Raw genomic sequence first — 24988 nt, 5'->3', positions numbered from 1 at the left:
TAGCCCACTCTCCTTCAGTATTTTCTATGTTCGTATCAAAAACAGTCCCATTATAACATAAAAACAGCCACTTAAAAAGTGACTGTCAGAACGAAGATAAACGATGGTCTTGAAATGAATGAGTGACAAGTTCCTCTGGAAAAAGATAAATTGCTATTCTATGAGCCCAGCGACCCCAAAATAGCAGTTTTTTAAATGCTGCTAATCTTAATTAAAAGACACATGTACATGATCGTAGTGGTTGGCTGTCACGCTGCCACGGTCTGGCATTGGATTCCAAGTATTAGCAGGTCCGTAGATGCTTGCATATGGAGCATAGAACCGCTGTTTCCAAATGATGTAGGAAATACCTCTGTCAGCCATGTGATTAATGGCATACTGGGCAACCTGATCTCCGAGAACTGAACTTTGCGGCACCATAAAGTCAATGGCCAAACCTGAACCGTGGTCGTCAGAGGCCCCAGCACGATAGCCACTAAAAGAAGTGATGCCAAAGGTGTTGGCTACTTCTTCTTTAAAAGCTGCCGTTTGTGATTGCAGACCCGTGTTATCATCCGTTACAGAGCTCGTTTGACTAGCTGAATTCGCACTGGTTTCCACCATCTGCTTGATTGCCTCTTGAAGGGGCTGACTGGATTGACCATAGCTTGTTTGACTGTCCTTGCTCTCAACGATAGCTTGAGTCGCACTTTCAACCGTCGGGATGGTCGTCTGGTTGGCATTAGTTTCTTCAGTCGTGCCGGCTTGACTTGGTTGATTATGACTCTCTGCCACCGGAGCAGTTGTCTGGCTATCTGCTGTGATAGATGAACTTTCTTGACCAGTCTCAACTTCTGAATCGGCACTGGTTGCCTCAGCTGCCACCTCTTGACTGACTTCTGGCGCCACCTCTTGGCTACTTTCTTGAACTTGATTTTCAGTCTGCTCTAAACTTGCTTCAGTTGTGGAAGATGGCTGAACTTCTTGTGAAGATTCACTTGTGCTTACTTTTGTGGTACTGTTTGCCTGATTGGCTTCAGCCACCGATTGCAAATCACCGATAGCCACAACTTCATTGCCAACAGTGACCTCATTTTTAGCCAAATCAGCCGAAGCAGAGATGGTCTCGTCAGAACCTGCTGCAGCTGGTGTCTCCACTGTAACAGAAACCACTTCCTGCTTGTCATCATAGATTGTCGTCAAGATGGCATCAGGATAGATCAAATCAATATTAGCAATTTTATTGATGTTGGCTAAGACAACCATATCAATCCCCATCGCATCTGCAATGGTACTTAGGGTATCACCGTATTTCACGGTGTAGGTTTTTTGATTGTCTTGGCTAACAAGGTCAGCCTTGATTTCTTCTACCGAACGAGCTGTCCAGGCGCTAGCATTTTCATCCGCCTTGACCTGACTAGCCGCAAAGACCGATAAAACGAGAGTTGAAAATAAAAGTGATTTTTTAGTAAATGTATGAGACATAGTGTCTTTTCCTTTTCTGCTTTTTAAGAGTATGGAATATATCATACCATAATGAAAGGTAGAAAAGATGCCTTTTAAGTTTTCTTAAAGAAATTGCTTTCTGCTTGTAAAGGACTTCATAGTTTGATACATCGTACTAATATCTTGTCACATTTGCCATCTTTGTAGATAAAGAAACGAATCACGCCTAGCGTGACTCGTTGACAACTCATTCTCAAATAAAGCTGAAATTCTGAGGTAATTCCTTAACCTCTTTCAAGAACTTAGGATAAATGTCTCCTTGATTGATCTGGTCAAGAGGTAACCACATATAATCTATCCAGCTGTCTTCATCAACTTGTCTAAAGCTCTTTCCCAAATTTGTCTGTCTGACGTTCACTTGTAGGTAAAGAGTCAGATCATGAAAGGCATTCTTTTGAAATCCTTCTGCAAACCATAAAGGCCTGACAAGCTCTGCTTCATTGTCAAGGTCCAGACTTTGCTTTAGCTCTGCCAGAAAACTTACTTCTGCGCGCTCCGTCATGTCAACACGACAACTTGGTAAATAGTAGGCTGGAAAAAGTTCATTTTTAGATAGCAAAATGTTATCGTCATAAAACACCACAGCTGCCACATTATAGAAAATCGTCCATCTTGGGTGTTAAAAGAAATTTTCATCTTCTGTCTCTTTCATCTATGTTGTCTTCAACTCTAGAAAGGCCTGATAGACTTATTGCCCTTCATTTTGATATTTAAAATATGCTCTGATATCAAGGCCAAAACTTCCTCGTTTTGAGGTAGGTCAGAATGCTGGGCATCGTCTCCTGTTACAGTGATTTGCGTGTAGTGCTTAACCTGCTTTTGAAAAATATACTTGCCTGACTCGACACTAGCAATGGGAACAATGTAATCACCATCGTAAGAATTGGTTCCTGCAACATTATAAACCGTTAAATCTTCTGGCAATTCCTCACGATTAGCAATTAAGTCTGTTAGCATTTGGGTACGGTGAGAACTAGACTCCAGCTCAAAATTGTAAGGTGAGCCAATAGTCATCAGTTTCATCATATGAAAAGAACTATCGTCATAATATTTTTCTAGGTAAAGGGTCCAATCCAGACCGCCATTGGAATGACCGATGGCATTGAAACTTCTAAAACGATACTTCTTTTGCAACTGAGTCAAAGCCAGCTGCAACCACTTAGCCTGCTTTTTAATGGTAGTATAGCTGTCAGTGTTATCCTCAAAGGCAATGACAATATAGGGCTGCTCATCATTAGCTGCTAAGTGACCACTATAAGAAATCTTATTATCTTTCTTAACTGTCAGCTTGAGCAGGCTGTGCTTTTTACCTGTTTTGTTGAGTGAGCTAACCATACTATTAAAGCGCTCCTGAGTGGCGCTTGAACCCGGAACCAAAATGGTTGGTCTCATTCTTGAACGATAAATTTGGCGCGTAAACTTAGTCGTTCCGACAAGATGCTGGCGGCCAACCACAGCCATAAAGATAAATAGACAAAGGACCAGAAGTCCTAACAAGCGACTAAGCCACATTTTCATGACAAGCCTCCCTTTCCAGTATTTTCCTGACAAAAGGATAATAAATACCAGCTGAAACGACTAGAATCACGCCCACAACTAACAAATAACGCCAGTCACCATTGGAGGCTAAAAAGCCAAAAAGTAAGTTGGGCGTTCCAGCAGGAACATCATAAATAGCAGGCTTCAGAAATCCTAATGACAAGCAAATCGCTCCTGAAGCTTCCGCCAAAGCTGTTGATATTGCCATTGGGAGCAAAAGCAAAGGCTGAAATAAAATAGGAAAGCTCATCAAAAAGGGTAAAGGCTGGTCGAAAACCAAGGGTAGAGCCGACAAAATCAGATAGGTCTTGCTCTGACCAGCAGACTTCTTTCTAAAAACGATAAGAATTGCCAAAGCCAAGGCTAACAAAATTCCTACGCCACCAAAAAGGGCAAAAGAAGATTGTAAGGTATAAAGGGTCATTAAGTGCTCTACCTTTCCCGAAGAATGGCTGAGCACCGCATTAAGATTGTCCGTCACCACAGGCAGGTAAAAATCCGCTCCTGTTAGAGAGGCTGGATTGGGAAAACCGAAAAGCTGAAAAAAGACTGCCAATAAAGACCAAACCAAAACCGTAATAAACTGAGTCGGACCATTACCAATCAAGTCAAAAAAGAGACTTTGCCAAGCATAGTTTAGGTCTAAGTTGGGAAAAAGATTGGCTAAATCGTTAAAACTCGTTGACAGATAAACAAGGCCTATAATTGGGAGCCAAACCAACAAGGGCGTTTTTCTTTCCCAACGTCTTGCCCAATTGCTAAGAAAAGAAAAGAGAATTGTCACAAGTATAGAGAGAAACCAGAAAGGCTGGGCCAACAAATGATTATTGAAAAGCACATTGGATTGCCCCAGACAAAACCAAATAAAGATAAAAAGAAAAAGGCTAGATAAAAAAGATTGCTCTGATTCCCTACTAACTAACTTCTTCAGTAAAAAGGCTGAAAAAAGCCCCATCAGCAAGTCTAAAACCAAACCATTAATAGACAGCAAACGATCAGCAAAAGTAGACAGCCAACTATTTTTATATAGGTTTAGAGACAAAGTCTCCGAAAAAAAGCTGCGCTCTGTCAGAAAGAGACTTTGAATGATACAGATATAAGAATAAATGAGAGCAATAGGAACAAATCGCTGCATGCTCTCATAAACCATTTCTCGCAAGTTATTAAATCGCATTTGATCACTCCAATCTGCCAAAGTCTCTCTTATTATAACACAGCAAGAAAGACAAAAAAAGGAAAGCAACGAGCGCCTTCCTCCACTAACACAAAACAATCCGATGTTAATGCGCTAAATAGTCTTCCCAAATCTGGTCAAATTGACTGAGATTAAAGGAAAAATTAGCCTCATCCTCTAAATAACGACTGACTTCTTCAAAATCATCTGTATGTTTAGGAAAAGTCGTGTCATCAAAAGCCAAATCAGCTAAAATAGCGACTGGATCATGGCTTTTGGGATTTCGCTGGGTCATGAGCCAGCTATAAAATGATTTTCTCATTGCCACTTCTCCTTTAAAAATGAATGTCTAATAGCAGAGCTTTGCTCATAACGTTGTGGATTCTTTTTATAGAAAGCTTGATGATATTCTTCAGCTTCATAAAATGGCTGCGCAGGCTCAATCCTGGTCACGATAGGCTGATCAAAACGACCTGAAGCTTGCAAGTTAGCCTTAGACTGCTCTGCTATTTTCTTTTGAAGATCATTAAAATAGAAAATAACAGGACGATAATTATCCCCACGGTCTTCAAACTGACCAAGAGCGTCTGTCGGATCAGTCTGTGTCCAGTAAATTTCCACTAATTCAGCAAAGGAAATCTTACTACTGTCAAAAATAATTTCGACGGCTTCGGTGTGACCAGTTGTGTGCGAGCAGACCTCTTCATAGCTTGGATTGACTACATGACCGCCTGTGTAACCAGACCTCACTGACAAAATTCCATCTAATTCCTCGAAAGGCTGCACCATGCACCAAAAGCAGCCGCCCGCAAAAATTGCACGTTCCATTTGGCACCTCTTAAATTATAATGCTTTTATTTTAGCAGAAAAATCCCAGAAAGTCTGAGATTTTACTATATAAAATAACTTATACCTACTTACAAAAAATTCACACATTGATAGATAAGCCCCATCATAGGACAAACGATCAGCGGCCAAAATAGCAAATGCTCCGGCAAACCCAGACTCATCATCCATTCTTTAGTTTTCCAGATCGGACAATCTTCTGTTCCCACGATCATGAGCTTCCACAAGTATTTCTTTCGAAAGAACCAATCCAAGCCAATCAAATCACCTAAGTTAACCAAAAACATTTGCCAATAGCCTATCCGGAAGAGAGGTATAAAACCTCTAATCTGAAATAAAGCTGTTGTCATCAAGCCAATGGCTAAAATGAGCAAATAAAGGAAAAACAAGCTCCACCTGACCCTACATAATGGCTTAGGGTCAGCTTTAGGAGCTAGCGCTTGAATTTCTTTAGGTAACATGTTGACCACAGCAGCTGGGTAAGCCAGCCAAAGACGAGCAAGTATGAAATTAAAGATGAAACTCATGACCATACCGACCAAAGTCACTTTTAAAAAAATGGTCATAAAGTACCCCTTCTTTCTCAAAACTAGTCAATCAATTCTGTACCAAACTGATCTTGCTTAATTTTCTTAGCTTTCATAAGCCCGCCTAGAGCTTTTTTAAATTGTCCCTTGGAAATACCGAAAGTTGCCTTGATATCATCTGGTGAAGATTTATCATTCAATGTCATAAATCCGCCATTTGATTCCAAGTAGGTCAGAATCATCTGAGCATCATTTTCCAACATTTCAAACGAACGCGGTTTAAGAGACAAATTCAGGGTACGGTCAACTTCTCGAAAACCAATAACACGAGCATTAACGACTTCACCTAGACGAGGTTCCGCATAACGCTCACTTGGGTGGATAAAGCCAAGCATATTGTTTTCTGGCAAATAAACAAAAGTTCCTGATAATTTCAAACGATAAACAATAGCTGGCCAGGTTTGATTTTGCATATTATTGTAGGCAGGTGCAGCCATCTTTTGGAAAACTTCAGGTTGAGCAGGAATCGCCCAAATACGGCCTTTTTTGTCCACGTCAAGACGCACATAAAGTTTGTCGCCTTTTTTAGGCCAAAGTTCCTTAAGCTCAGGCAAGATGTCCAGCGATACCACAAATTGCTTATCTTTAAGACCAGTGTCTAAAAAGACACCCAAGTCACGACGCACATCGGTTACCACCCCCCAGCCATAACTTGTCCTGCTAGTTGCCACTGGAACAGTTGTCAGCCTTGCTTTCTGATGTAAGTCTGTGTAAACAAAGCCCTTAACCATTTCACCAATCTGGTGCTGACCCTCTGATTTATCTAAGGCGAAGGTCACACCATCTTTTTGGACAAAGTAGGACTTATCATTTTCATCTGTCACCAAACCTGTGATGACGGTTGCAAGTAAATGATTCATAATTTCTCAATTCTATAAAAATAGGAGCGGGGCACAGCCCCAACTCCTTACACTTCCAAGAGTTCTTTTTCTTTGTTGGCTGTCATGCTATCAATGTGTTTAACAGCTTCATCTGTCGCTTTTTGAATGTCTTTTTCAAGAGTTTTCAACTCATCTTCAGTAATTTCTTTTGCCTTTTCTTGCTTTTTAGCCTCATCCATTGCATCGCGGCGAATGTTGCGGATAGCAACTTTTGCATTTTCACCAACTTTTTTCACTTCTTTAGCCAAGTCACGGCGTGTTTCTTCTGTAAGAGCTGGGATAACCAAGCGGATAACAGAACCATCATTAGCTGGATTGATACCAAGGTCAGATGCGTTGATGGCATGTTCAATATCTTTCAATGATGACTTATCGAAAGGTGAGACTAAAAGCACACGCGCTTCAGGTACCGTAATAGAAGCTAATTGGTTAAGTGGTGTTGGAGCACCGTAGTATTCAACTTGAATACGATCCAAAAGACTAGCATTAGCACGACCTGCACGGATAGATGCAAATTCACGTGCTAATGATTGGTGAGATTGTTCAAAGCGTTCTTTCGCTTTTTCAATAATAGCATTTACCATAATATAGATTATTCTCCTTGTTCAGTTGATTTATTGGAAACAGTTGTACCGATATTTTCTCCAAAGACAACACGCTTAATGTTACCTGGTTCATTCATGTTGAAGACTACAAGGTCAATATCATTGTCCATTGACAATGTGGAAGCTGTTGCATCCATGATTTTAAGGCCGCGTTTAATAACTTCAACGTGTGTCAATTCGTCAAACTTAACAGCATTGGCATCCTTCTTAGGATCGGCATTATAGACGCCATCCACACCATTTTTAGCCATGAGAATAGCATCCGCTTCAATTTCAGCCGCACGAAGAGCAGCCGTTGTATCGGTTGAAAAATAAGGCGAACCAATACCAGCACCAAAGACAACGATACGACCTTTTTCCAAGTGACGAAGGGCACGTCCGCGAATATATGGCTCTGCTACATTTTGCATTGGAATAGCTGTTTGCACACGCGTATCAACACCATATTGTTGCAAGCTGTCTGCCATAACAAGGGCATTCATAACCGTACCAAGCATACCAGTGTAGTCTGCTTGAACACGATCCATACCAGCTTCTGCAGCAGGTTCACCACGCCAGAGATTACCACCACCAATGACAAGTGCAATTTGGACACCTGAACTATGTACTTCAGCAATTTCTTTAGCAATTTGTTGCACAGTTGGAAGGTTAATACCTATACCTTTTTCCCCAGCCAAAGCTTCACCAGATAACTTAATCAAAATACGTTTGTACTTAGGTTCTACCATTTTATTACTCCTTATTTTACCCATACTATTTTACCATAATTTAGGGGAATTACCTAGAAAATATTTTAGGATTACAAGACTTTCACATGATAAATCGACTACAAAAATGGCTACCTCAAACGAGATAGCCATTCAACTCATTAAAGTGAGTTTGTATCAACCTTGATACCAACACCTTGTGTAGTTGTGATTGAAAGGTTAGTGATGTAAGTACCTTTAGCAGTAGCTGGTTTAGCTTTTACAATAACGTCGTTGAAAGCTTTGAAGTTTTCAACAAGTTTGTCTGCGTCAAATGATACTTTACCAATAAGAGCTTGAACGTTACCAGCTTTGTCAGCACGGTAAGTGATTTTACCACCTTTAGATTCTTCAACTGCTTTAGCAACATCCATTGTTACTGTACCAGTTTTAGGGTTCGGCATTAAGTTACGTGGACCAAGGACACGTCCAAGACGTCCAACAACTGCCATCATGTCTGGAGTTGCGATAACAACATCAAAGTCTAACCAACCACCTTGGATTTTTTGAACCAAGTCATCTTCACCAACGAAGTCTGCACCAGCAGCTTTAGCCTCTTCAGCTTTAGCACCACGTGCAAAAACGAGAACACGTTGAGTTTTACCAGTTCCGTTTGGCAATACCATTGCTCCGCGGATTTGTTGGTCTGCTTTTTTAACGTCAATGTTAAGATTGTAAGCAACTTCAACAGTTGCGTCAAATTTTGCAAAGTTAGTTTCTTTTGCAAGAGCTACAGCTTCTTCTACGCTGTATGCTTTTGTGCTGTCGATTTTTTCAAGAGCAGCACGTAAGTTTTTACTTTTTTTAGCCATTTTAATTTTCTCCTTGTAATGTGGTCATATCGATTTGATTTAAAATCTCCCACGTCACTTAAGTTACTGATGAAGTGAGCGGGTCTAGGGGGTTGTTTTAGTCAACAACAGTGAATCCCATAGAACGAGCTGTACCTTCGATCATACGCATTGCAGATTCGACATTTGCAGCGTTTAAGTCTGGCATTTTAGTTTCAGCAATTTCTTGTACTTGTGCACGAGTAACTGTTGCAACTTTAGTTTTGTTAGGTGTCCCTGAACCTTTTTCAACACCTGCAGCTTTTTTCAAAAGAACAGCAGCTGGTGGTGTTTTAGTTACAAAATCAAATGATTTATCTTCATACACTGAGATAACAACTGGGATAATCATACCAGCTTGGTCAGCTGTACGAGCGTTAAATTCTTTAGTGAATCCCATGATGTTAATACCTGCTTGACCAAGAGCTGGTCCAACTGGTGGAGCTGGTGTAGCTTTACCAGCAGGAATTTGAAGTTTAACAACTTTTTCGACTTTTTTAGCCATTTAAAAAATCCTCCTGTTGTGGTTTTGGCGGTAATTAAGATTTTTACCTCCCACAGATATGCTAAATAGCATACTAAATTAGTATAACTCATTTCTTGAAAAATGCAAGGATTTTATATCTTTTTCCAGGAAAAAGTTTACTTTCAAAGTATTTCAGTATAAAATAAGACTATGATGATTTACAAGTTAATTGCCTTGGTCTTTGTTATACTGACACCTATTTTTTCACAAATAATCATTAGCCTATTTAAACTTAAAAAACATGGCATTCTTTTTACCGATTTGTCTTTTCCTTTGTTCGCTTTGGAAATCTTTCTCGTTTCAAGTAAATTTTTAACGCACAGTCTCATCCCCTATTATTTAATTGCCTTATCTCTGCTGGCTATTTTATTAACCATTCATCTTATTAGACGGACAGAAAACTTCTCCTACAAACGCTTTTTCAAGTTTTTCTGGCGGACAGGGTTTTTCCTAACTCTTGCTTTTTATCTGGTACTTCTAGTTATTATTTTTATCGTTTAAAGCGACAAAAGAGGTGGTTTCCCATCTCTTTTTTGTATTTAAATTTTATTCGGTATTGGTCATGAGAACTTTTCGTGGTTTAGTACCTTCGGCTGGGCCAATGACGCCTGCTGCTTCTAATTCTTCCATAAGACGTGTAGCTCTATTGAAGCCGACTGACAGGCGGCGCTGTAACATTGAAGCGCTAGCCTTTTGCGTCTCAAGTACCAGAGCCTTAGCTTCTTCAAAAAGGGGGTCTCCCTCAGAAGCACTGCCATTGCCCGCCATATCCTCACTTTCTGAAACCTCACCAGGATCAAAACTGTGGTCGTAATCTGCCTCAGCTTGCTCTTTGATAAAGCTGACAATGCGTTCAACATCGTCATCCGAGATGAAGGAACCTTGCAAACGGACAGGATGATTTTCATCAATAGGCTTGAAGAGCATGTCCCCACGCCCCAGAAGTTTCTCAGCGCCATTTTCATCCAAAATGGTACGGCTGTCTGTCCCAGAAGAAACTGCAAAGGCCACGCGCGAAGGCACATTGGCCTTGATTAGACCACTAATGACGTCAACTGATGGACGTTGTGTGGCCAGAATCATATGAATCCCTGCGGCACGCGCTTTTTGTCCCAATCTTATGATCGCGTCTTCTACTTCCTTGCTGGCCACCATCATGAGGTCCGCCAACTCGTCCACGATAACCACGATGAGAGGCAGTGGAATTTGTTTTTCCTGAGAATGAGCATTGTATTCTTCTACCTTAGCATTGTAGCCAGCAATGTTACGGACACCTAGATGGCTAAATAATTCATAGCGGTTTTCCATCTCGTCTACAACCTTCTGCAGCGCCTTACTAGCCTTGCGCGGGTTGGTGACAACAGGAATCAACAAGTGGGGAATATCATTGTAAACCGATAATTCAACCATTTTAGGATCGATCATCATAAACTTGACTTGGTCGGGACGCGCCTTCATGAGGATACTAGCAATAATACCATTAACTGCAACAGATTTTCCTGAACCAGTCGAACCCGCAACCAGCAGGTGGGGCATGCGCGCCAAGTCAAAGCTACGCGCGGTACCATTAACGGCCTTACCAAGTGGAACCTCCAAGAGTTTGTTTGGGTCGGTCTTGGCCTGCTCCCAAAGTTCACGGAAAGTGACTGTGGCAATTTCTGAGTTTGGCACTTCAATGCCGACCAAGGATTTCCCTGGAATAGGCGCCTCAATGCGGACATCCTTGGCTGCCAAGGCCAAGGCTAGGTCATCAGCCAAATTTGAGATGCGATTGACGCGAACACCGACAGCTGGCTTAACTTCGTACTTGGTGACCGAGGGACCAATCTCTGCCCGCTCTACTTTAACGTCTATGCCAAAGCTCTTAAAGGTATCTTCTAAAACCTTGATATTCTTGCGAACCAGACTTTTCTCCCTAGATTGATTTTTAGGCTTATCAGGCGCAAAAAGGTCAATAGTGGGCAGTTTATACAGCAGATTAGCCTTTGGAGTAAAATCAACTTCCAGCTGTTCATCAGAATCGTCGTCATCAAAGCTCTCTTGATCGTCTTCGTAGTATTCTTCCTGATAATAAGGCTGCTTTTCTGAGTAATCATCCTCTGCCAGAGCATCCATATCAATATCGTCAAGATTACCAGCTCCTAGAATCTCTGGCTGATAGTCCTGCGATAGGTCTTCAAAAATAGGAATATCTTCTGAAGTTGATGCATCCAAGATTTCACCAGTTTCTTGGTCAACCACAAGACTATCCAAGCCTTCTTCTTCAATTTTGGCTGCCTCTGCTTCTGCTGCCAAACGCTTTTGCTCAGCTAAAGCTTTGGCCTCTTCCTTTTTCACAAAACGTTCTTGCTTTTTAATCTCGTGCTTAGCACTGATTTTTTGCAGACCTTGCTTAACAAAATTGGTCACATCATAGACATCCCATGAGCTCATCATAAAGAGCCCTAGTACAATGAAAAGAAGACCGATTAAGAAAGAGCCTAGGTTAGAAAATAGGAAGGCAACCGGCTTATAAATCAAAGCTCCCAACATGCCACCACCGATAAAATGAGTCACCTTGAAGGCAATCAGGTCTTGAAAAATCAAATTGGCCGTCGTTGAGAAGACTTCTTTGCTGCGATAGGCTGACAAGGAGAATAAATAGGCATGCCACTCAATAAGTAAGCCCAAGGTTGTCATAACAAAACCACCAACCAATCCTTCACGCTTGTGAAGAGCCTTAAAAGCAAAGATATAAATCAAGACCGCAAATATAACAAAGTATGCTAGGCTGCCAACTGCAAAGCGAACAACGTTATAAGCCGTCACACCGAAAGCACCTAGGCGAATAATGGCAAAGAAAAGAATAAAAGCCGTTATAAGGGCTACAATTAGCCTTTTAACCGCTTTTTGCTTCTCTAGCTCAGCCTTTGTTGGACGCCGCGTTCGACGTCCTTTTTTAGAATTTTTTGTTTTAGCCATAGAACTACTGTCCACTACTCCTTATTCTTTTTCATTCTGTGCAAGTAGCTTTATTTTAACATAATTTGACCAATAGCCAAAATATTCGCCTTTGGTGAGACTAGGGCATCTTTGGACGAAGTCGGGGCTTTTATGCTAAAATAGAACAAAGACATCACTAAGGAGTTCTATCGTATGAAAAAATTGCTTTATCTTGGTCTGGCAGCTCTCAGCCTCAGCACACTAACAGCCTGCGACAGTATCACCAAGGCTCTCAAAGGTGAGGACTATGTAGCCTCCAGCCAAGCAGCCAAGAAAAAATCCCAAGCTGAGGAAACTTATCAAAAAAACTTAAGCAAGGCTCTCAAGGCTGACCAGTCGGCCTTTCCACAATTATCAACAACTGTCGCCAAGAATGAAGCTCAAGTTATCATGCACACTTCCATGGGTGACATCACACTCAAACTCTTTCCAAAATACGCTCCGCTAGCTGCGGAGAACTTCTTGACCCACGCAAAAAATGGCTATTACAACGGTTTGACCTTTCACCGTGTTATCGCCGACTTTATGATTCAGACAGGAGACCCTAACGGCGACGGCACAGGCGGTGAATCCATCTGGAAAGGTAAGGATAGCAGTAAGGACTCAGGCAATGGTTTTGCCAACGAGATTTCACCTTACCTTTACAATATTCGCGGTGCCTTGGCCATGGCAAATGCTGGCGCAGACACTAATGGTAGCCAATTTTTCATCAATCAGAATGCTAGCGACCAGACTGCCGACTTGAGCAGCAGCAAGTATCCCAAAAGCATCATCAGCGCTTACAAAAAAGGTGGCAACCCTAGTCTAGACGGCAACTACACCGTCTTTGGGCAGGTCACCAGTGGCATGGATGTAGTTGACAAAATCGCTGCCGTCAAAGTTGACAGTAATGACAAACCTGAGAACGCCGTCACCATCACCTCCATCCAAGTCGTCAAAGACTATCAGTTTAAATAAAACGTAACCTCTCGTTGAACTCAAGACGAGAGGCCTTTTTATGGAAAATAGCTAACGCAGGAAAACAGCCAACAAAGGAAAGATTAACAATAAACTCGTCAACTATTCAGCGAAAATTTGTTATAATAGTCTTCGAGAAAGGATGGCTCATGACTCCAAACAAAGAAGATTATCTCAAATGTATCCATGAACTTGGAGAACATCAAGAAAAAATCAGCAATAAACAAATTGCTGAACACATGACGGTTTCTGCTCCGGCAGTGTCTGAAATGATCAAAAAAATGATTGCCGAAGAACTGATTGTCAAGGATAAGAAGCTGGGCTACTACCTGACGCAAAAAGGGCTGCTGCTGGTGTCTGAGCTCTATCGCAAGCACCGTTTGATTGAAGTCTTCTTGGTCAACCATCTGCACTACTCTGTTGATGAAATCCATCAAGAGGCCGAGGTTTTGGAGCACACGGTTTCCACAACTTTCGTGGATCGATTGGATGAGAATCTTAGATTCCCTCCATTTTGCCCACACGGTGGTACAATTCCCAAAAAAGGCGAATTATTGGTGGAAATTAACCATATCACCCTAGCGCAGATTCATGACTTGGGGCATTACCGCATTAGTCGCGTTCATGATGAATTCATGCTGCTCAAGTACTTGGAAGAGCAAGGATTGGGTATCAATTGCGACTTTGAGCTGGTTCAGATTGATGATTACGCGCAGACTTATACCATCTCCTATCAAAGTAAAAGTCTAGCCATTCCAAATAACATTGCTAGGCAAATCTACGTTAGCCAAATAACTCAATGAAAAAAAGTCTGGAAAATATCAGACTTTTTATAGTACTTGCAAGAAATGCAGCAAAATTGCTGCTGATTTTTTACCTGCTTGAATGATAAATTCATCAAAGGTGATGTTGGCATCATGAGCAGCTGTGTCAGACATGGCACGGACGACGATGAATGGTTTGCCAGCGCTGTATGCGGCTTGGGCAATCGCAGCGCCTTCCATTTCAACAGCTAAGGTCTGAGGAAAATGCGCCTTGATGGCATCAATCTTATCCTGCCCTGCAATAAAAGAATCTCCTGTAGCAATCAAGCCAACTTTACTCGGAACAACTTCCTCAGCCAAGACCTGCTCAAATGTTTTGACAAAATGCGGGTCAGTTTCAAAATAAAGAGGTTGCATAGACATCTGGCCGTAGTTATAGCCAAAGGCTGTCAAATCAACATCGTAGTAAACAAGCTTGTCTGCCACAACGACATCTCCAATATCAAGGCCTTGAGCCACCGCACCAGCTGAACCTGTATTAATGAGAGCATCAACTGCAAAATGATCCAGTAAAACAGCAACTGACATGGCAGACATGACCTTACCAACACCAGACTGTACCAAAACAACTTCATGCTGACCTAGTTGCCCACAATAATAAGTGTTGGCCAGGACGACTTCTTCTTTTTTATCCACCAAATTTTCCACAAGCAGTTGCAGTTCTTGTTCCATGGCGGCAATAATTCCAATTTTCATATAATTCCTTTATAATTTTAAAATGGCAAAAATCAAGATAGCCAGAAGGAGAATAATCACCAAGAGAAGCTTGTTAAGTTTACTTTGAAACTCTGAGCGTTTTGCGTTTTCAATACGACGACTCTTGTAAACCATCTGATCCTTCTCATCTTCCCTTTTCAAAGAATCGAAAAATCTTTTTTCCTCATGCTTGACCGCATCGCGTGGACTAGTCTCGATAATCTTGGTTGCTTCCCTATCCTCATTTTCCGTGAAAGGTTCTGTCTGGTCAAAGGATTCCCCTCGATTAGCACGTTCGATAATCTCATCTGTTAAGAGTGGTTTTCCCATGACTATTTTCCTCCAAAATGCAGAGCAAAATACTGAAGCGCAATGATAGTCTTAGCATCTTCAATGGCGCCTGATTTAACTAAATCCATGCACTCATCGTAGGTCAATTCAAAGAGTTCCAAAACTTCGTCCACATCTTGAGGACGTGGATTGGGAACTTTTTTCAAATTAGTCGCCAAATAGAGCTTGATATGCTCATTACAAAAGCCGATGGCAGTGTAAAACTCATGAATCAACTCCAAGTCACCTGTATAGCCAGTTTCTTCTTCCAATTCACGCAGGGCAGCTTCTTTTTCAGAGCCATTTTCTCCAAGCTCCAACTTGCCTGCTGGAATTTCATAGGAAATCTTTTCAATGGCTTTACGGTATTGTTTAACGATAACAAGTTTATTGTCAGGTGTAACCGTCAAAATGGAAACCGCACCACGATGAAAAACCAGTTCACGTTTAGCTTGACCAAGGCCATTTGGCAACTCCACATCATCAACCGCTACCTTAAAAATTTTCCCATCAAAAATCTCTTGACGCTTTATTGTTTTTTCTTCAAACTCCATGATTTTGCTCCCTTATCCAGATTACACCCTACAATTTTACTACATTTTAGCTAGAATTGCTATTTTCAGCTTAGTCAACTTGCAAAGTTTCCTTGATAAAAGACCGTTTTCATGCGGTTAGGTCGCGTTTTTGATAAATGGCAAAGCTAAGAAGCAGACTGACACTACTGATAGCCAAAGCAAGGATCGGCAGCCAGCTGTTTAGTTCAGCCTTACTGAAAACATCAGCTCCATTGGCAAAATAATAAGGCGTGACATACTTGATTTTCTCAAGGTCAGGAATAATGCGCCCCATCATGTCCATAACATAGAACAAGAGGGTCAAACCCAGCGCAGCACCAAGCTGTCTGCGACGGCTCAGAGCTGAAATCAAAAAACAGAGACTGGCCAGCTCAAGCTGCATGATAAAAGCCAGCGCATGATAGGTCACAAAGGATCTAACAGAAAAATCTAAACCAGTCTGCCACAGCCCCAAACTTTCCAAACCTACACACACCAGATTAAAGATGACTAGTATGATGATCAGACTGACAAATTTCCAAGCCAAAACCATAGCACGACTATGGGGCAAAGTATAGAGAAATTCGCTGGTATGCCCTTCTTCCTCCTTGGACAGGATGCCCGCTCCCATCATACTGGCAAACATCCCCGCCCCCAGTCCAAACATGAGGGCAATTTCTGTTGCAAAATACCCATCCAAAGTGGCAATGCTGACTTTATCCAGACCAATAGCCTTGCTCATATCTCCCATTTTGGCATACATATCAGCCATACCAGCGATACTGTCTTCTAAACTCTGGTAAAGCAAGATACAGCCATAGCAGGTTATGCCAACCGCCAAAGACCAAATCAAGAGACTCTTAAGCATTTGCTTACATTCATGTTTTAACAAAACCATATCAATCCTCCTCATAATAATGCCTAAACAAGTCTTCCAAAGAAGGCTCTTCCACCAAGAAATCATCTGGCTGCAGGCTATCTAATTTCTTCAGCAAGTCGCTGCTGCTGCCCGCAAAAGAGAATGTTTTCTCCTGTTCGCCTTTCCAGACAGTCACACGCTTGGACTGGCTGCGTGTCAAATTTTCGAGTGTATCAATTTTAAGGATTCTTCCTTCTTTGATGATAGCTGCGCGCTGGCAATAGTTTTTGATTTCGGAGAGGACATGCGAAGACAAAAAGCAAGTACTGCCAGCTGCGCAAGCCTCCTGAACCAACTTGAAAAAGCGCTCCTGCATAAGAGGATCAAGACCTGAAGTTGGCTCATCCAAAATAAGAAGCTCCGGCTGGTGCTGCAAAGCGCAGACAATCCCGACTTTCTTGCGATTGCCTAGCGACAACTCCTGAATTTTCTTGTCCAGAGGAACTTCTAAAAGCCGACAAAGACGATTGGCCTCAGCGCTGCAATCCTTTTTCCTAACCTTGGCCGCAAAAGCAATGACATCCTTGACCTTCATATTGGGATAAAACATGGCTTCTGATGGCATATAGCCGATATGACTGAGATTTTCAGTCAACGAACCATAACGGCCTCCAAAAAGCTTCACCTGACCGCTACTGGGCTTGATCAACCCCAAGAGACAGCGAATAGTCGTTGATTTCCCAGCACCATTTGAGCCTAAAAATCCAAAGATTTCGCCTTTTCGTACTGACAGACTCACATCTTCTGCTCCCATGTGCTTGCCGTAGTATTTTTTTAGATGCTGAATATCAATTACCGTTTCAGTCATGATATCTTTCCTTTCCTTGTTTGTAAGTATCCAAAAGCTGATTAAGCTTCTTGCTGTCAATGTTGCGTTTGATTTTGTTGGCAATAAAAATAGTCAGGTATTCCAGCATCACATAGATGATAAAGCAAGCAGCTGCTAACAGATTGCCATCAAACCAGCTCAGCCATTGCCCCACAAGACCATAGAGGCAGGAACAAACGATTAAACCTAACAGCTCTCTACCTGCTAACCTGTCGGCCTCATCAAAGTTTTTAAACAGGAAAACCTGAATCTGCGTGATGACATAGGCCGCAATGACCATTTCGATTAAATAATAGATATTAGCTGTTGTTCTTCCCTGCAAAAGCTGGTAAGCAGCATAGAAAAAATAAACGCAAAAGCAATAGACAGCTGTCTTATATTCATTGGCAATTTCCTGACTTAAGAAACCTTCCCACCACTTAGTCTTCATCTGTCATTCCCTCCTGCAAGACCTGTCTGAGTTTATTAGCGTATTTGCGCGAAATAATAATTTTTTCGCCGTTATACAATGTGGCTTCAATTCGTCCATAAGCCTGACTTTTGAAAGACTGAATCTTGTAGATATTAACCACCATAGCCTTGGCGCAGCGAAAGAAGCCACGCTTGCGGTAGCGTTCTGCCAACTCCCCCAAGCTCGCAGCAATCTGATAAATGCCTTTGTCTGTGCAGGCAAAGGTTTTGCTATCAACACTTTCAATATACAAAATATCATCTGCCCTCACATAGCTTTGCCCCTTTTCAGTGAGTCCCAGAAGCTTTGCCTCTTCCTGTGTTACAAGATCAGCCAACTGTTCTACTTGTGCTGTCATCTTCCGATAGCGAATGACGACTTCCTCGTCGCCATCAGCAATCTGCTCCAATCTTAGTCTCACAGGCTACCTCCTTTTGTTTACAAGTATAGCAAAATACTTTCAGGGTGCAAGAGCAGATTCTCTAAAGTGCAAAAATATATCCTAAGTTGCGACACACAAAAAAGCAAGGCCTAGCCCTGCTTTGATAAATCTTATTTTGTTGAAGGATGATGGGGTTTCCCGATAGCATAGCCGTCTTTAATGACCTGACGTTCGCGGCCAATAGCTAGCGCATCTGTTGGGACATCTTGGTTAATAGCTGACGCTGCTGCAATTAAGGCGTTGTCACCGATGGTTACAGGAGCAAGGAGGGTTGAATTGCTACCGACAAAGACATTGTTACCGATGGTTGTGGTATATTTATTCTTACCATCATAGTTGGCAAGGATCGTTCCCGCACCAAAATTAACATTCGATCCGACTTGACCATTACCGATATAAGTCAAGTGACCAGCCTTAGTATTTTCACCTATGCTCGAACCTTTAACTTCCACAAAGTTACCGATATGGGCATCTTTACCAAGAACTGATTTTGGACGGATGTGAGCAAATGGACCGATGGTTACACCATCTTGGACTTCTGATTCTTCAATCATTGAGTTGGTCACAACCACATGGTCACCAATCACAGAATCAACGATGTAAGTCCCATTAGTCAAAACTGAAGCCGCACCAATCTTCGTTTGACCTTTTAGGGTCACATTAGCTTCTACAACTACATCTGGAGCAATAGCAACATCGACATCAATGTAAGTTGCCTCTGGATTTTGGAAAGTAACTCCATTAACCATGTGAGCCTTGTTGATACGACGGCGCATGACACTTTCAGCTGTCGCTAACGCAACACGGTCATTGACACCTAGACTTTCGTTGAAATCACGCAACTTGTAGGCACCGACTTTTTCGCCAGCTTCTTTGAAAATACCAATAACATCAGTCAGGTAATACTCCCCTTGAGCATTGTTGGTATTGATATTTTTAAGGGCTTCAAAGAGGCGTTTATTGTCAAATACATAAGTTCCCGTGTTGATTTCCTTGACTTGTTTTTCAAAATCATTGGCATCTTTTTGCTCAACAATCTTCACCACTTCGCCATTGTCGTTACGGATAATACGACCGTAACCGAAAGGATTGTCAGCTTCTGCAGTCAAAATAGTAGCCACATTCTTGTGATGAACATGAAAATCAATGAGATTTTTTAAACTTTCTCCAGTAATCAATGGTGTATCACCAGCAATAACCAAAGTCTGACCGTCAAGTCCAGCCAATTCATCTTCTGCCATCATAACCGCATGACCTGTACCAAGCTGCTCAGTTTGGAGGACAAATTCTGATTGACTAGCTAAGACTTCTCGAACCAATTCGGCCTTGTGACCAATAACCGTCACATTTTTTTGTGGTGCAATAGCTGCAACACTTCTGAAAACATGCTCAAGCATAGTAATACCGGCCACTTTGTGCATGACCTTTGGCAAATCAGATTTCATGCGAGTTCCTTTACCCGCTGCCAAGATAATCGCGTAATTATTCATATTTTGCTTCCTTTTTATCATTTTAAAACCAGTTTATTATAGCATATTTTGGCTATTTCTAAAAATTAGGCCCTAATATACAAACCATTTACAGGTAAAATTGAGGCCCTTTAGCTTGTTAGGAGCTCTATTAGATGATATTAAGACCAGAAAAAATGCATAGCAAATTTGCAATATGACATGGAGATTGTACAAAATACACAGTAACTTTGCCATGTGAAACTGAGGCGGTACAAATTAGGCGGCCACTTTGACAACTGAAACCAACTCCATATAAGTTATACCGCAGATTTGTCAAATAAAGTTGTTGCGGTGCAAAGTGTGTGATGGTTTTACCATATGTATGAAGTCAAGTGCAGAAGAATTCTCGCCTGTTTATCAATAACTATCCGTGACTCCAACAACTTACCACGACTCATTGATAAATACTTGCCAGCAATGCGAAAAGTTTGCCATTCATTAAAAATACCCATCACCAGTGCAGAAAGCTTCTCGCTATTAAACAATAGCTATCAACAAGTGTGGATGGCTTGTCTCAACTTTGATTCTGTTCGTCAAACATTTTGACAGACAGGTCCGTTGTTGGAAATAAAGGTAAAGGAAAAAGGAGTCTCATCTCCTTTTTCTATATGCTAGCGATGGCTTCCTCTAAAACTTGCATGACAGCTCTGCTATGTTTCAAGGCTGCCTTTTGGCTGACAAAGTCGCGGTTTTCTATCATGTCTTGGAAAGCGACAAATTCATCATACATGCGGTGATTAAGACTATTTTGATTGACAATATCAAATCCTTGACCATTTAAACTGAGACAGACTTCTGGCATGGCATTGGTTGCTCCCAATACTGCCAGCGAGCCCTTGTTCCCCTGAATAGTCGAGCGGATTTCAGCGTTGCAATCTTTGGCTCCGATACAGACACACTTGAAACTACCATAGTCCATAACCAGTATTCCCGACGTATCCACTCCACGCTCCATGTTAGCCAGATAATGCACCTTTTCAGGCTTACCAAAGAGACCGACAACCAAGTGAATATTATAAATATTGAGGTCACGCAAAGCTCCTCCTCCCTGTTTAGGATCAAAAGCTGGCGCAATTTCCCCACGTTTGAAAGCATCATATCGCGAGCTATACTGAGAGTAATTGCACTCGACAATCTTAATATCCCCCAGTTTTGGCAGATTGGCTTTCAGATAGGCAAAATTCCCCAAGTATTGGTTGGTGATAGCTTCCACGAGAAATAGCTGACGCTCCTTAGCCAGCGCAGCCAATTCTTCAAACTCCTCCAAATGCAAGGTAAAAGGTTTCTCACAAATCACATGTTTTCCAGCCAGCAAAGCCTTTTTAGCATAAGAAAAATGTAAATGGTTGGGCAGACCAACGTAAACTGTATCCACCTCTGGATTGCTTAAAATATCTTCGTAGTCGCTGCTTGCCTGCGCCAAACCGTAAATCCCAGCTAGCTCACGCGCCTTATCCAGACTGCGAGGCGTTGACAAAATCGCAACCAGTTCAATCCCTTCAATCTCCTTCAAAACAGGCAAGACTTCCTTAACAATCATGCCTGTGCCCAGTAGTGCTAGTTTCATCTCTCCACCTCCACTTTTTACTACCTTTACTATAACGAAAAAGCCTAGAAATTTCTAGACTTAGGTGACCTTTAACTGAAAATAAATGAAACAGAACTTAACCGGCAGACAACTGGCTCATTTTCACCTCTAACGCTTCAATGTTTTTATAAAATAGCGGAGCTGGTACCCACTGGGCTTTGCCTTCTTCATACAATGTTCGGCAGACAAAAAGCAGGTCTGGTAAATTGCAATGCAGGGTCATGATTTTTCGAGAAAGGATGTTTTTGGCAAACATACGTTTCATAAGCGGTGCGGAGATGATGGTTGGCAGTTTGTAAGGTAGCAGTTCGTCCTTATAGTTTTTCAGTTCAACACCCCGACTAGCTACAATTTGCGACGTTTCCCGAATAGACTTGACCGCCATTTTTAAATAATGGGTGGAGTCCATAAGCATTTCTGCTGCTGCACTTGCTTCTTCTGGATTGGCATAGCTCCCCATGACAGAGATAACTCCAGCATTGATGGCCATGTGCAGCCATATCCATTCCAGCATATCATAGGGTTGCTCCAGCTTGATATGGCAATCCGCAAAAAGCTGCGCCAAGTCAGGATAGTTGGGAATGTCTGCTTTTTCTTTTCTTTCTAGCATAAAATGATCAAAAAGGCAGCAGGTCAATTGATGATCAATAATATTGCCGCCAGCGACAGGATAGCCAAGAATATAGGGATAATCCCTGACCAGTTTTTCAACTTCCCTTCGTTCCTGCCAAATCCCACAGGCCAAAATCAAAGTTCCAGAAATACCGTCAGCTGCCAAACTGTCTATGACATTGGCAACACCGCCAGAAGGAACACTGACAAAAATAAAGTCATATTTCTTCTGAGAACAAGGATTCACCTGATAAACAGCCTGACTTTCTAAGCCTCTGGCATCAAAGCGGCCGTCCAGCAAGTCTACTTGCAGCTCTCTAAAGGCAAGCTTTGGACTGTCTTTTCGAATATAATGTTCTACTTCATGTCCTGCCTCTTGAAAAGCATAACCGTAAATAGACCCAATCGTCCCTAAACCGACTACTAAAATGTTCACTTTGCTTCTCCTTATCGTCTGCGTCTTTTGATAAGTGCGTTGATTTCCTGCGCTTCCTGACTAAGATCAAAAAGATCTAAAGCCTGGGAAGCCACATAGACAAGAAAGCCAATCAAAAGAAGCACCCTGTCATCAGCATTCCAGTCAAAAGGTTTGCTGGATACAAACAAAATCCCCTCAATGATGATAATGTCAAGTAAGCTGCTGATGAGAGCTGATTTTAGCTCAAACTTTTTTTTAGCAAGAAGACTGAGATGGATGAGTATATTGACCAAAAGGACTTGAAAAATCGTGACTAAAAGCAGCCAATGAGCTTTCAATAGCAGGGCTGCCACAGCCAGTACAATCAAGGAAATGCCTGTTGAGGCAAAGATATGTGTTAGTAATTTTTTCATTTTTCTCCACCTCGCAAAGCAGCCTTCACACCATTCAAATAAGAACGGTTGACAATCACTTTTTCTCCATTTATCAGCGTCGCTTCCATGCGGCTATTAAAGAGCGGCCGTATACTTTCCAGCGCATTGACATTGAGTATACAGGCCTTGCTAATTTGAACGAAACCGCTGCTGCTCAAATCATTTAGGAGCTGGTAGAGCCGCAAATTCGTCTGATAAACCCTATCCGCCAAATAAACAAAGGTCTTTTTATCCACGCTTTCAATATAATAAATATCGGACACATTGACCAAATGCTCTGCACCATCCTGATAACAGCTGAGCTGCTTATCTACTGTCTCTAAAAAAGAGAGAATCCGCTCAACCAACTTATCCTTCTGAGCATAGTGGATGTGAACCTCTAATTCTTCATACTTGCTGTCTTGCTCGATCCCTAATTTCATAGTCTCCATTATAGCACAGCTTTCCCAACAAAAAATCCCACATCAACCAAGATGCAGGATTTTGGGAGTGAGATACAGATATCAAATTAGTCTCTCCCTTGACTAACCACACTTTTCTTTCGAGAGATCATTATACTTAATCTTTAAATCTCCAAGATTCTTCAAGGAATAACGTGAACTTCATTTTTCAGGATAAACCACTTCAAACTCTTCCAAAACAATCTTAGAATCCGCTGTGAAAATCAAGCCACACTCTTTAAAATAAGGGGCAAAGAAATCTTGATGAGCCTTACGCCACCAAGCTAAACTTCAATCGCCTTCACCTTCTTTGAAGGCATAGTCAGCAGAAACTTGGTTAAACGGCACGATTGACATGACACTTTCTTGATTTGAATAATGCAGATGGCGTCACCATTACCATCTAGCACCACATCGTAGGAACCAGCCTCTGGAAGAGGTTCCTTTTCTAGCTCATATAAATCACAGGCTGACGCGGTCGCTGTTTTGTACCCGCTAAAACCAACTGAGCTTAGTTGGTTAGGGCCGCACCAAAAGACCACGCGTCCATATCTTGATCAATCTCTGGGTGTAATTCTAAGAATTGCACCCACATGTCTTTAGCTGTCATGCTTTATCTATACCTCCGATGCAATGCCACAAATAAATTTTCTAGCTCTGCGATTTTTGGGCTGTTTTTTAACACTTTCTTTCAAATCCCAAATATAAACTTGCTGACCAAGCCAGACACGCAAGTAAATGGACGTAGGTTTAACTTTACCAGCGATTTCCTTGACTTCATCCTCAGTCTTATCAGCCCGCTCAAACTCAGTACGCAGCCATCACGTTTACCATAACCGAGCTTGATGTCTTTTTCATTTCAAACTCCAACCGCCGTCAATCTTGACGATTTCTCCCTGCATTGAACTGGCCTTGCCTGTGGCTAAAAAAACTGTCAGCTCTGCGATTTCGCTGGGCTGTGACCAGCGCCCAATAGGTGTCTCTTGAGCTACCCAATCGGCGAGACCCCCAGGCTCAAAGTCGGCTTGTGTCATGGCGGTTTGTACGGCACCTGGTGCAATGCCGAAAACCTGAACCTTGTCCTTGGCATAGTCCAATGCCAGCTGGCGCGTGAAGCCAGCAAGAGCATGCTTAGCACTTGTGTAGGCAGCGCCACCGCCACCCGCTATGAAGCTAGCGATAGAGCACATGTTGATGATAATCCCTGACTGCTTAGCCACCATTCCTTTGAGATAGTGGCGAGTAATCTTGACTGTCGCAAAAAAATCAACTGCAAACAGAGCGCCAAACTCCTCATCCGAGACATCCAGCAAGGGCTTGTAATCATCTAAAATACCAGCTGTATTGCAAAGGATATCGACTGTGGGTAACCATGTGAAGAGAGAGGATAAATCAGTGGATAAGTCTAATTGAAGAAAGTGAAAGTCACCCTCAAGCGGTGGACAAGTCGATTTATCCACACCATAGACGCAGTCACCCTTCTCTAAGAAATACTGCGCCTGTGCATAACCAATACCGGATGCACAGCCTGTTACTAAAACGGTCCTAGTCATTGACCTCAACCCAGTCTTCGGCTAGCACATCGCAAGGTGTCGGGCTCCACATGGAGAAGCCTTCACCGTCACCCGAAACATTGATGAGGAAGTACGGTGTTGCTTCCAATTGTTGCCCATTGACTTCAAGCGTATCAAAAAGCTGCACATAGTTTTCAGCACCGCCCCAACCTGTACGAACGTATTTTTTCTTAGCTTTGAGTCCTGGTAGAATTTCTTCAAATGTCAT

Annotated in this window: 31 protein-coding genes and 1 pseudogene; 3 read left to right on the top strand and 29 right to left on the bottom strand. The window is 42.0% G+C overall.

The annotated features are described in order from the left end of the window. Positions 1-207: 207 nt before the first annotated feature. The 12 genes from A3GS_RS0104740 to rplK all read right to left on the bottom strand — a co-directional run bounded on the left by A3GS_RS0104740 (position 208) and on the right by rplK (position 9198). Positions 208-1464 carry a LysM peptidoglycan-binding domain-containing protein gene (locus tag A3GS_RS0104740; RefSeq protein WP_018364274.1) on the bottom strand — a complete coding sequence of 419 codons (1257 nt, stop codon included), beginning with the start codon at positions 1462-1464 and terminating at the stop codon, positions 208-210. A 214-nt stretch (positions 1465-1678) separates the two neighbouring features. Beyond that, a complete protein-coding gene (locus A3GS_RS0104735) occupies positions 1679-2068 on the bottom strand; it encodes an NUDIX hydrolase (protein ID WP_156808872.1) in 390 nt (129 codons plus the stop codon). An 86-nt stretch (positions 2069-2154) separates the two neighbouring features. After that, positions 2155-2946 carry an alpha/beta hydrolase gene (locus A3GS_RS0104730; RefSeq protein ID WP_420805164.1) on the bottom strand — a complete coding sequence of 264 codons (792 nt, stop codon included), beginning with the start codon at positions 2944-2946 and terminating at the stop codon, positions 2155-2157. A gap of 40 nt (positions 2947-2986) precedes the next feature. After that, the gene (locus A3GS_RS0104725; protein ID WP_240430887.1) at positions 2987-4219 is read right to left on the bottom strand and encodes a PTS sugar transporter subunit IIC; all 1233 of its coding nucleotides are present in this window, start codon (positions 4217-4219) and stop codon (positions 2987-2989) included. Positions 4220-4304: 85 nt separating this feature from the next. Continuing rightward, positions 4305-4520: a YozE family protein gene (locus A3GS_RS0104720; RefSeq protein ID WP_018364270.1), complete on the bottom strand. Its 216-nt coding sequence runs from the start codon at positions 4518-4520 to the stop codon at positions 4305-4307. After that, positions 4517-5026 carry a peptide-methionine (S)-S-oxide reductase MsrA gene (msrA, locus tag A3GS_RS0104715; protein WP_018364269.1) on the bottom strand — a complete coding sequence of 170 codons (510 nt, stop codon included), beginning with the start codon at positions 5024-5026 and terminating at the stop codon, positions 4517-4519. The genes A3GS_RS0104720 and msrA overlap by 4 nt, the downstream gene beginning before the upstream one ends. An 89-nt stretch (positions 5027-5115) precedes the next feature. Further along, complete coding sequence (locus A3GS_RS0104710; protein WP_018364268.1) at positions 5116-5610, bottom strand: hypothetical protein; 495 nt, start codon at positions 5608-5610, stop codon at positions 5116-5118. A gap of 23 nt (positions 5611-5633) precedes the next feature. After that, positions 5634-6491: an RNA-binding virulence regulatory protein CvfB gene (cvfB, locus tag A3GS_RS0104705; protein WP_018364267.1), complete on the bottom strand. Its 858-nt coding sequence runs from the start codon at positions 6489-6491 to the stop codon at positions 5634-5636. A 47-nt stretch (positions 6492-6538) separates the two neighbouring features. Continuing rightward, on the bottom strand, positions 6539-7096 hold the full coding sequence (gene frr, locus A3GS_RS0104700) for a ribosome recycling factor (protein WP_018364266.1): 558 nt from the start codon (positions 7094-7096) through the stop codon (positions 6539-6541). Between the two features lie 8 nt (positions 7097-7104). Next, positions 7105-7845, bottom strand: coding sequence for a UMP kinase (pyrH, locus tag A3GS_RS0104695; protein WP_018364265.1), 741 nt, complete (start codon positions 7843-7845; stop codon positions 7105-7107). 140 nt (positions 7846-7985) lie between these two features. Next, positions 7986-8675 (bottom strand): 50S ribosomal protein L1, encoded by a 690-nt coding sequence (gene rplA, locus A3GS_RS0104690; RefSeq protein ID WP_018364264.1) that lies wholly within the window; start codon positions 8673-8675, stop codon positions 7986-7988. A gap of 97 nt (positions 8676-8772) precedes the next feature. Continuing rightward, on the bottom strand, positions 8773-9198 hold the full coding sequence (gene rplK, locus A3GS_RS0104685; protein WP_018364263.1) for a 50S ribosomal protein L11: 426 nt from the start codon (positions 9196-9198) through the stop codon (positions 8773-8775). 171 nt (positions 9199-9369) lie between these two features. On the opposite strand from rplK, the gene A3GS_RS0104680 reads away from it, so the two are divergent. After that, positions 9370-9720, top strand: coding sequence for a DUF3397 domain-containing protein (locus A3GS_RS0104680; protein WP_026216275.1), 351 nt, complete (start codon positions 9370-9372; stop codon positions 9718-9720). A 45-nt stretch (positions 9721-9765) separates the two neighbouring features. Here A3GS_RS0104680 and A3GS_RS0104675 read toward each other — a convergent pair whose 3' ends face one another. After that, complete coding sequence (locus A3GS_RS0104675; RefSeq protein WP_018364261.1) at positions 9766-12180, bottom strand: DNA translocase FtsK; 2415 nt, start codon at positions 12178-12180, stop codon at positions 9766-9768. Positions 12181-12354: 174 nt separating this feature from the next. Between A3GS_RS0104675 and A3GS_RS0104670 the strand changes: the two genes are divergently transcribed. Beyond that, complete coding sequence (locus A3GS_RS0104670) at positions 12355-13158, top strand: peptidylprolyl isomerase (protein ID WP_018364260.1); 804 nt, start codon at positions 12355-12357, stop codon at positions 13156-13158. Positions 13159-13307: 149 nt separating this feature from the next. Next, positions 13308-13961 carry a metal-dependent transcriptional regulator gene (locus tag A3GS_RS0104665; protein WP_018364259.1) on the top strand — a complete coding sequence of 218 codons (654 nt, stop codon included), beginning with the start codon at positions 13308-13310 and terminating at the stop codon, positions 13959-13961. Positions 13962-13988: 27 nt separating this feature from the next. Here A3GS_RS0104665 and A3GS_RS0104660 read toward each other — a convergent pair whose 3' ends face one another. The 16 genes and pseudogenes from A3GS_RS0104660 to A3GS_RS0104590 all read right to left on the bottom strand — a co-directional run bounded on the left by A3GS_RS0104660 (position 13989) and on the right by A3GS_RS0104590 (position 24988). After that, entirely contained in the window at positions 13989-14678 is a 690-nt protein-coding gene (locus A3GS_RS0104660) for a 5'-methylthioadenosine/adenosylhomocysteine nucleosidase (RefSeq protein WP_018364258.1), read from the bottom strand. 9 nt (positions 14679-14687) lie between these two features. Further along, entirely contained in the window at positions 14688-15008 is a 321-nt protein-coding gene (gene macP / locus A3GS_RS0104655; protein WP_018364257.1) for a cell wall synthase accessory phosphoprotein MacP, read from the bottom strand. Positions 15009-15010: 2 nt separating this feature from the next. After that, positions 15011-15562, bottom strand: a complete 552-nt coding sequence (locus tag A3GS_RS0104650) for an NUDIX domain-containing protein (protein WP_018364256.1) — start codon at positions 15560-15562, stop codon at positions 15011-15013. Positions 15563-15671: 109 nt separating this feature from the next. Further along, positions 15672-16460 (bottom strand): ABC transporter permease subunit, encoded by a 789-nt coding sequence (locus tag A3GS_RS0104645; RefSeq protein ID WP_018364255.1) that lies wholly within the window; start codon positions 16458-16460, stop codon positions 15672-15674. Position 16461: 1 nt separating this feature from the next. Next, positions 16462-17289, bottom strand: coding sequence for an ABC transporter ATP-binding protein (locus A3GS_RS0104640; protein ID WP_018364254.1), 828 nt, complete (start codon positions 17287-17289; stop codon positions 16462-16464). Continuing rightward, the gene (locus A3GS_RS0104635; protein WP_018364253.1) at positions 17282-17740 is read right to left on the bottom strand and encodes a hypothetical protein; all 459 of its coding nucleotides are present in this window, start codon (positions 17738-17740) and stop codon (positions 17282-17284) included. Before A3GS_RS0104635 ends, A3GS_RS0104640 begins: the two co-directional genes overlap by 8 nt. Beyond that, positions 17730-18182, bottom strand: a complete 453-nt coding sequence (locus tag A3GS_RS0104630) for a LytTR family DNA-binding domain-containing protein (protein WP_026216274.1) — start codon at positions 18180-18182, stop codon at positions 17730-17732. Before A3GS_RS0104630 ends, A3GS_RS0104635 begins: the two co-directional genes overlap by 11 nt. A gap of 131 nt (positions 18183-18313) precedes the next feature. Continuing rightward, positions 18314-19693: a bifunctional UDP-N-acetylglucosamine diphosphorylase/glucosamine-1-phosphate N-acetyltransferase GlmU gene (gene glmU, locus A3GS_RS0104625; RefSeq protein ID WP_018364251.1), complete on the bottom strand. Its 1380-nt coding sequence runs from the start codon at positions 19691-19693 to the stop codon at positions 18314-18316. A gap of 625 nt (positions 19694-20318) precedes the next feature. Next, on the bottom strand, positions 20319-21281 hold the full coding sequence (locus A3GS_RS0104620) for a Gfo/Idh/MocA family protein (protein ID WP_018364250.1): 963 nt from the start codon (positions 21279-21281) through the stop codon (positions 20319-20321). A gap of 97 nt (positions 21282-21378) precedes the next feature. After that, positions 21379-22350: a ketopantoate reductase family protein gene (locus A3GS_RS0104615; protein ID WP_018364249.1), complete on the bottom strand. Its 972-nt coding sequence runs from the start codon at positions 22348-22350 to the stop codon at positions 21379-21381. A gap of 11 nt (positions 22351-22361) precedes the next feature. Then, positions 22362-22745, bottom strand: coding sequence for a hypothetical protein (locus tag A3GS_RS0104610; RefSeq protein WP_018364248.1), 384 nt, complete (start codon positions 22743-22745; stop codon positions 22362-22364). Next, positions 22742-23197 (bottom strand): LytTR family DNA-binding domain-containing protein, encoded by a 456-nt coding sequence (locus A3GS_RS0104605; protein ID WP_026216273.1) that lies wholly within the window; start codon positions 23195-23197, stop codon positions 22742-22744. Before A3GS_RS0104605 ends, A3GS_RS0104610 begins: the two co-directional genes overlap by 4 nt. Before the next feature lie 171 nt (positions 23198-23368). Beyond that, positions 23369-23816: pseudogene (locus tag A3GS_RS12275) on the bottom strand (ASCH domain-containing protein). A gap of 7 nt (positions 23817-23823) precedes the next feature. Continuing rightward, positions 23824-23973, bottom strand: coding sequence for a DUF3977 family protein (locus A3GS_RS11515; protein WP_240430889.1), 150 nt, complete (start codon positions 23971-23973; stop codon positions 23824-23826). An 87-nt stretch (positions 23974-24060) separates the two neighbouring features. Next, positions 24061-24759 (bottom strand): 3-oxoacyl-ACP reductase, encoded by a 699-nt coding sequence (locus A3GS_RS0104595; protein WP_018364245.1) that lies wholly within the window; start codon positions 24757-24759, stop codon positions 24061-24063. Beyond that, positions 24752-24988 carry a DUF2829 domain-containing protein gene (locus tag A3GS_RS0104590; protein WP_018364244.1) on the bottom strand — a complete coding sequence of 79 codons (237 nt, stop codon included), beginning with the start codon at positions 24986-24988 and terminating at the stop codon, positions 24752-24754. Before A3GS_RS0104590 ends, A3GS_RS0104595 begins: the two co-directional genes overlap by 8 nt.

Source organism: Streptococcus caballi DSM 19004 (assembly GCF_000379985.1).
Classification (GTDB): Bacteria; Bacillota; Bacilli; order Lactobacillales; family Streptococcaceae; genus Streptococcus; species Streptococcus caballi.
Note: the sequence above shows the minus strand (reverse complement) of the source record. Positions and strands in the feature narration are given on the sequence as shown.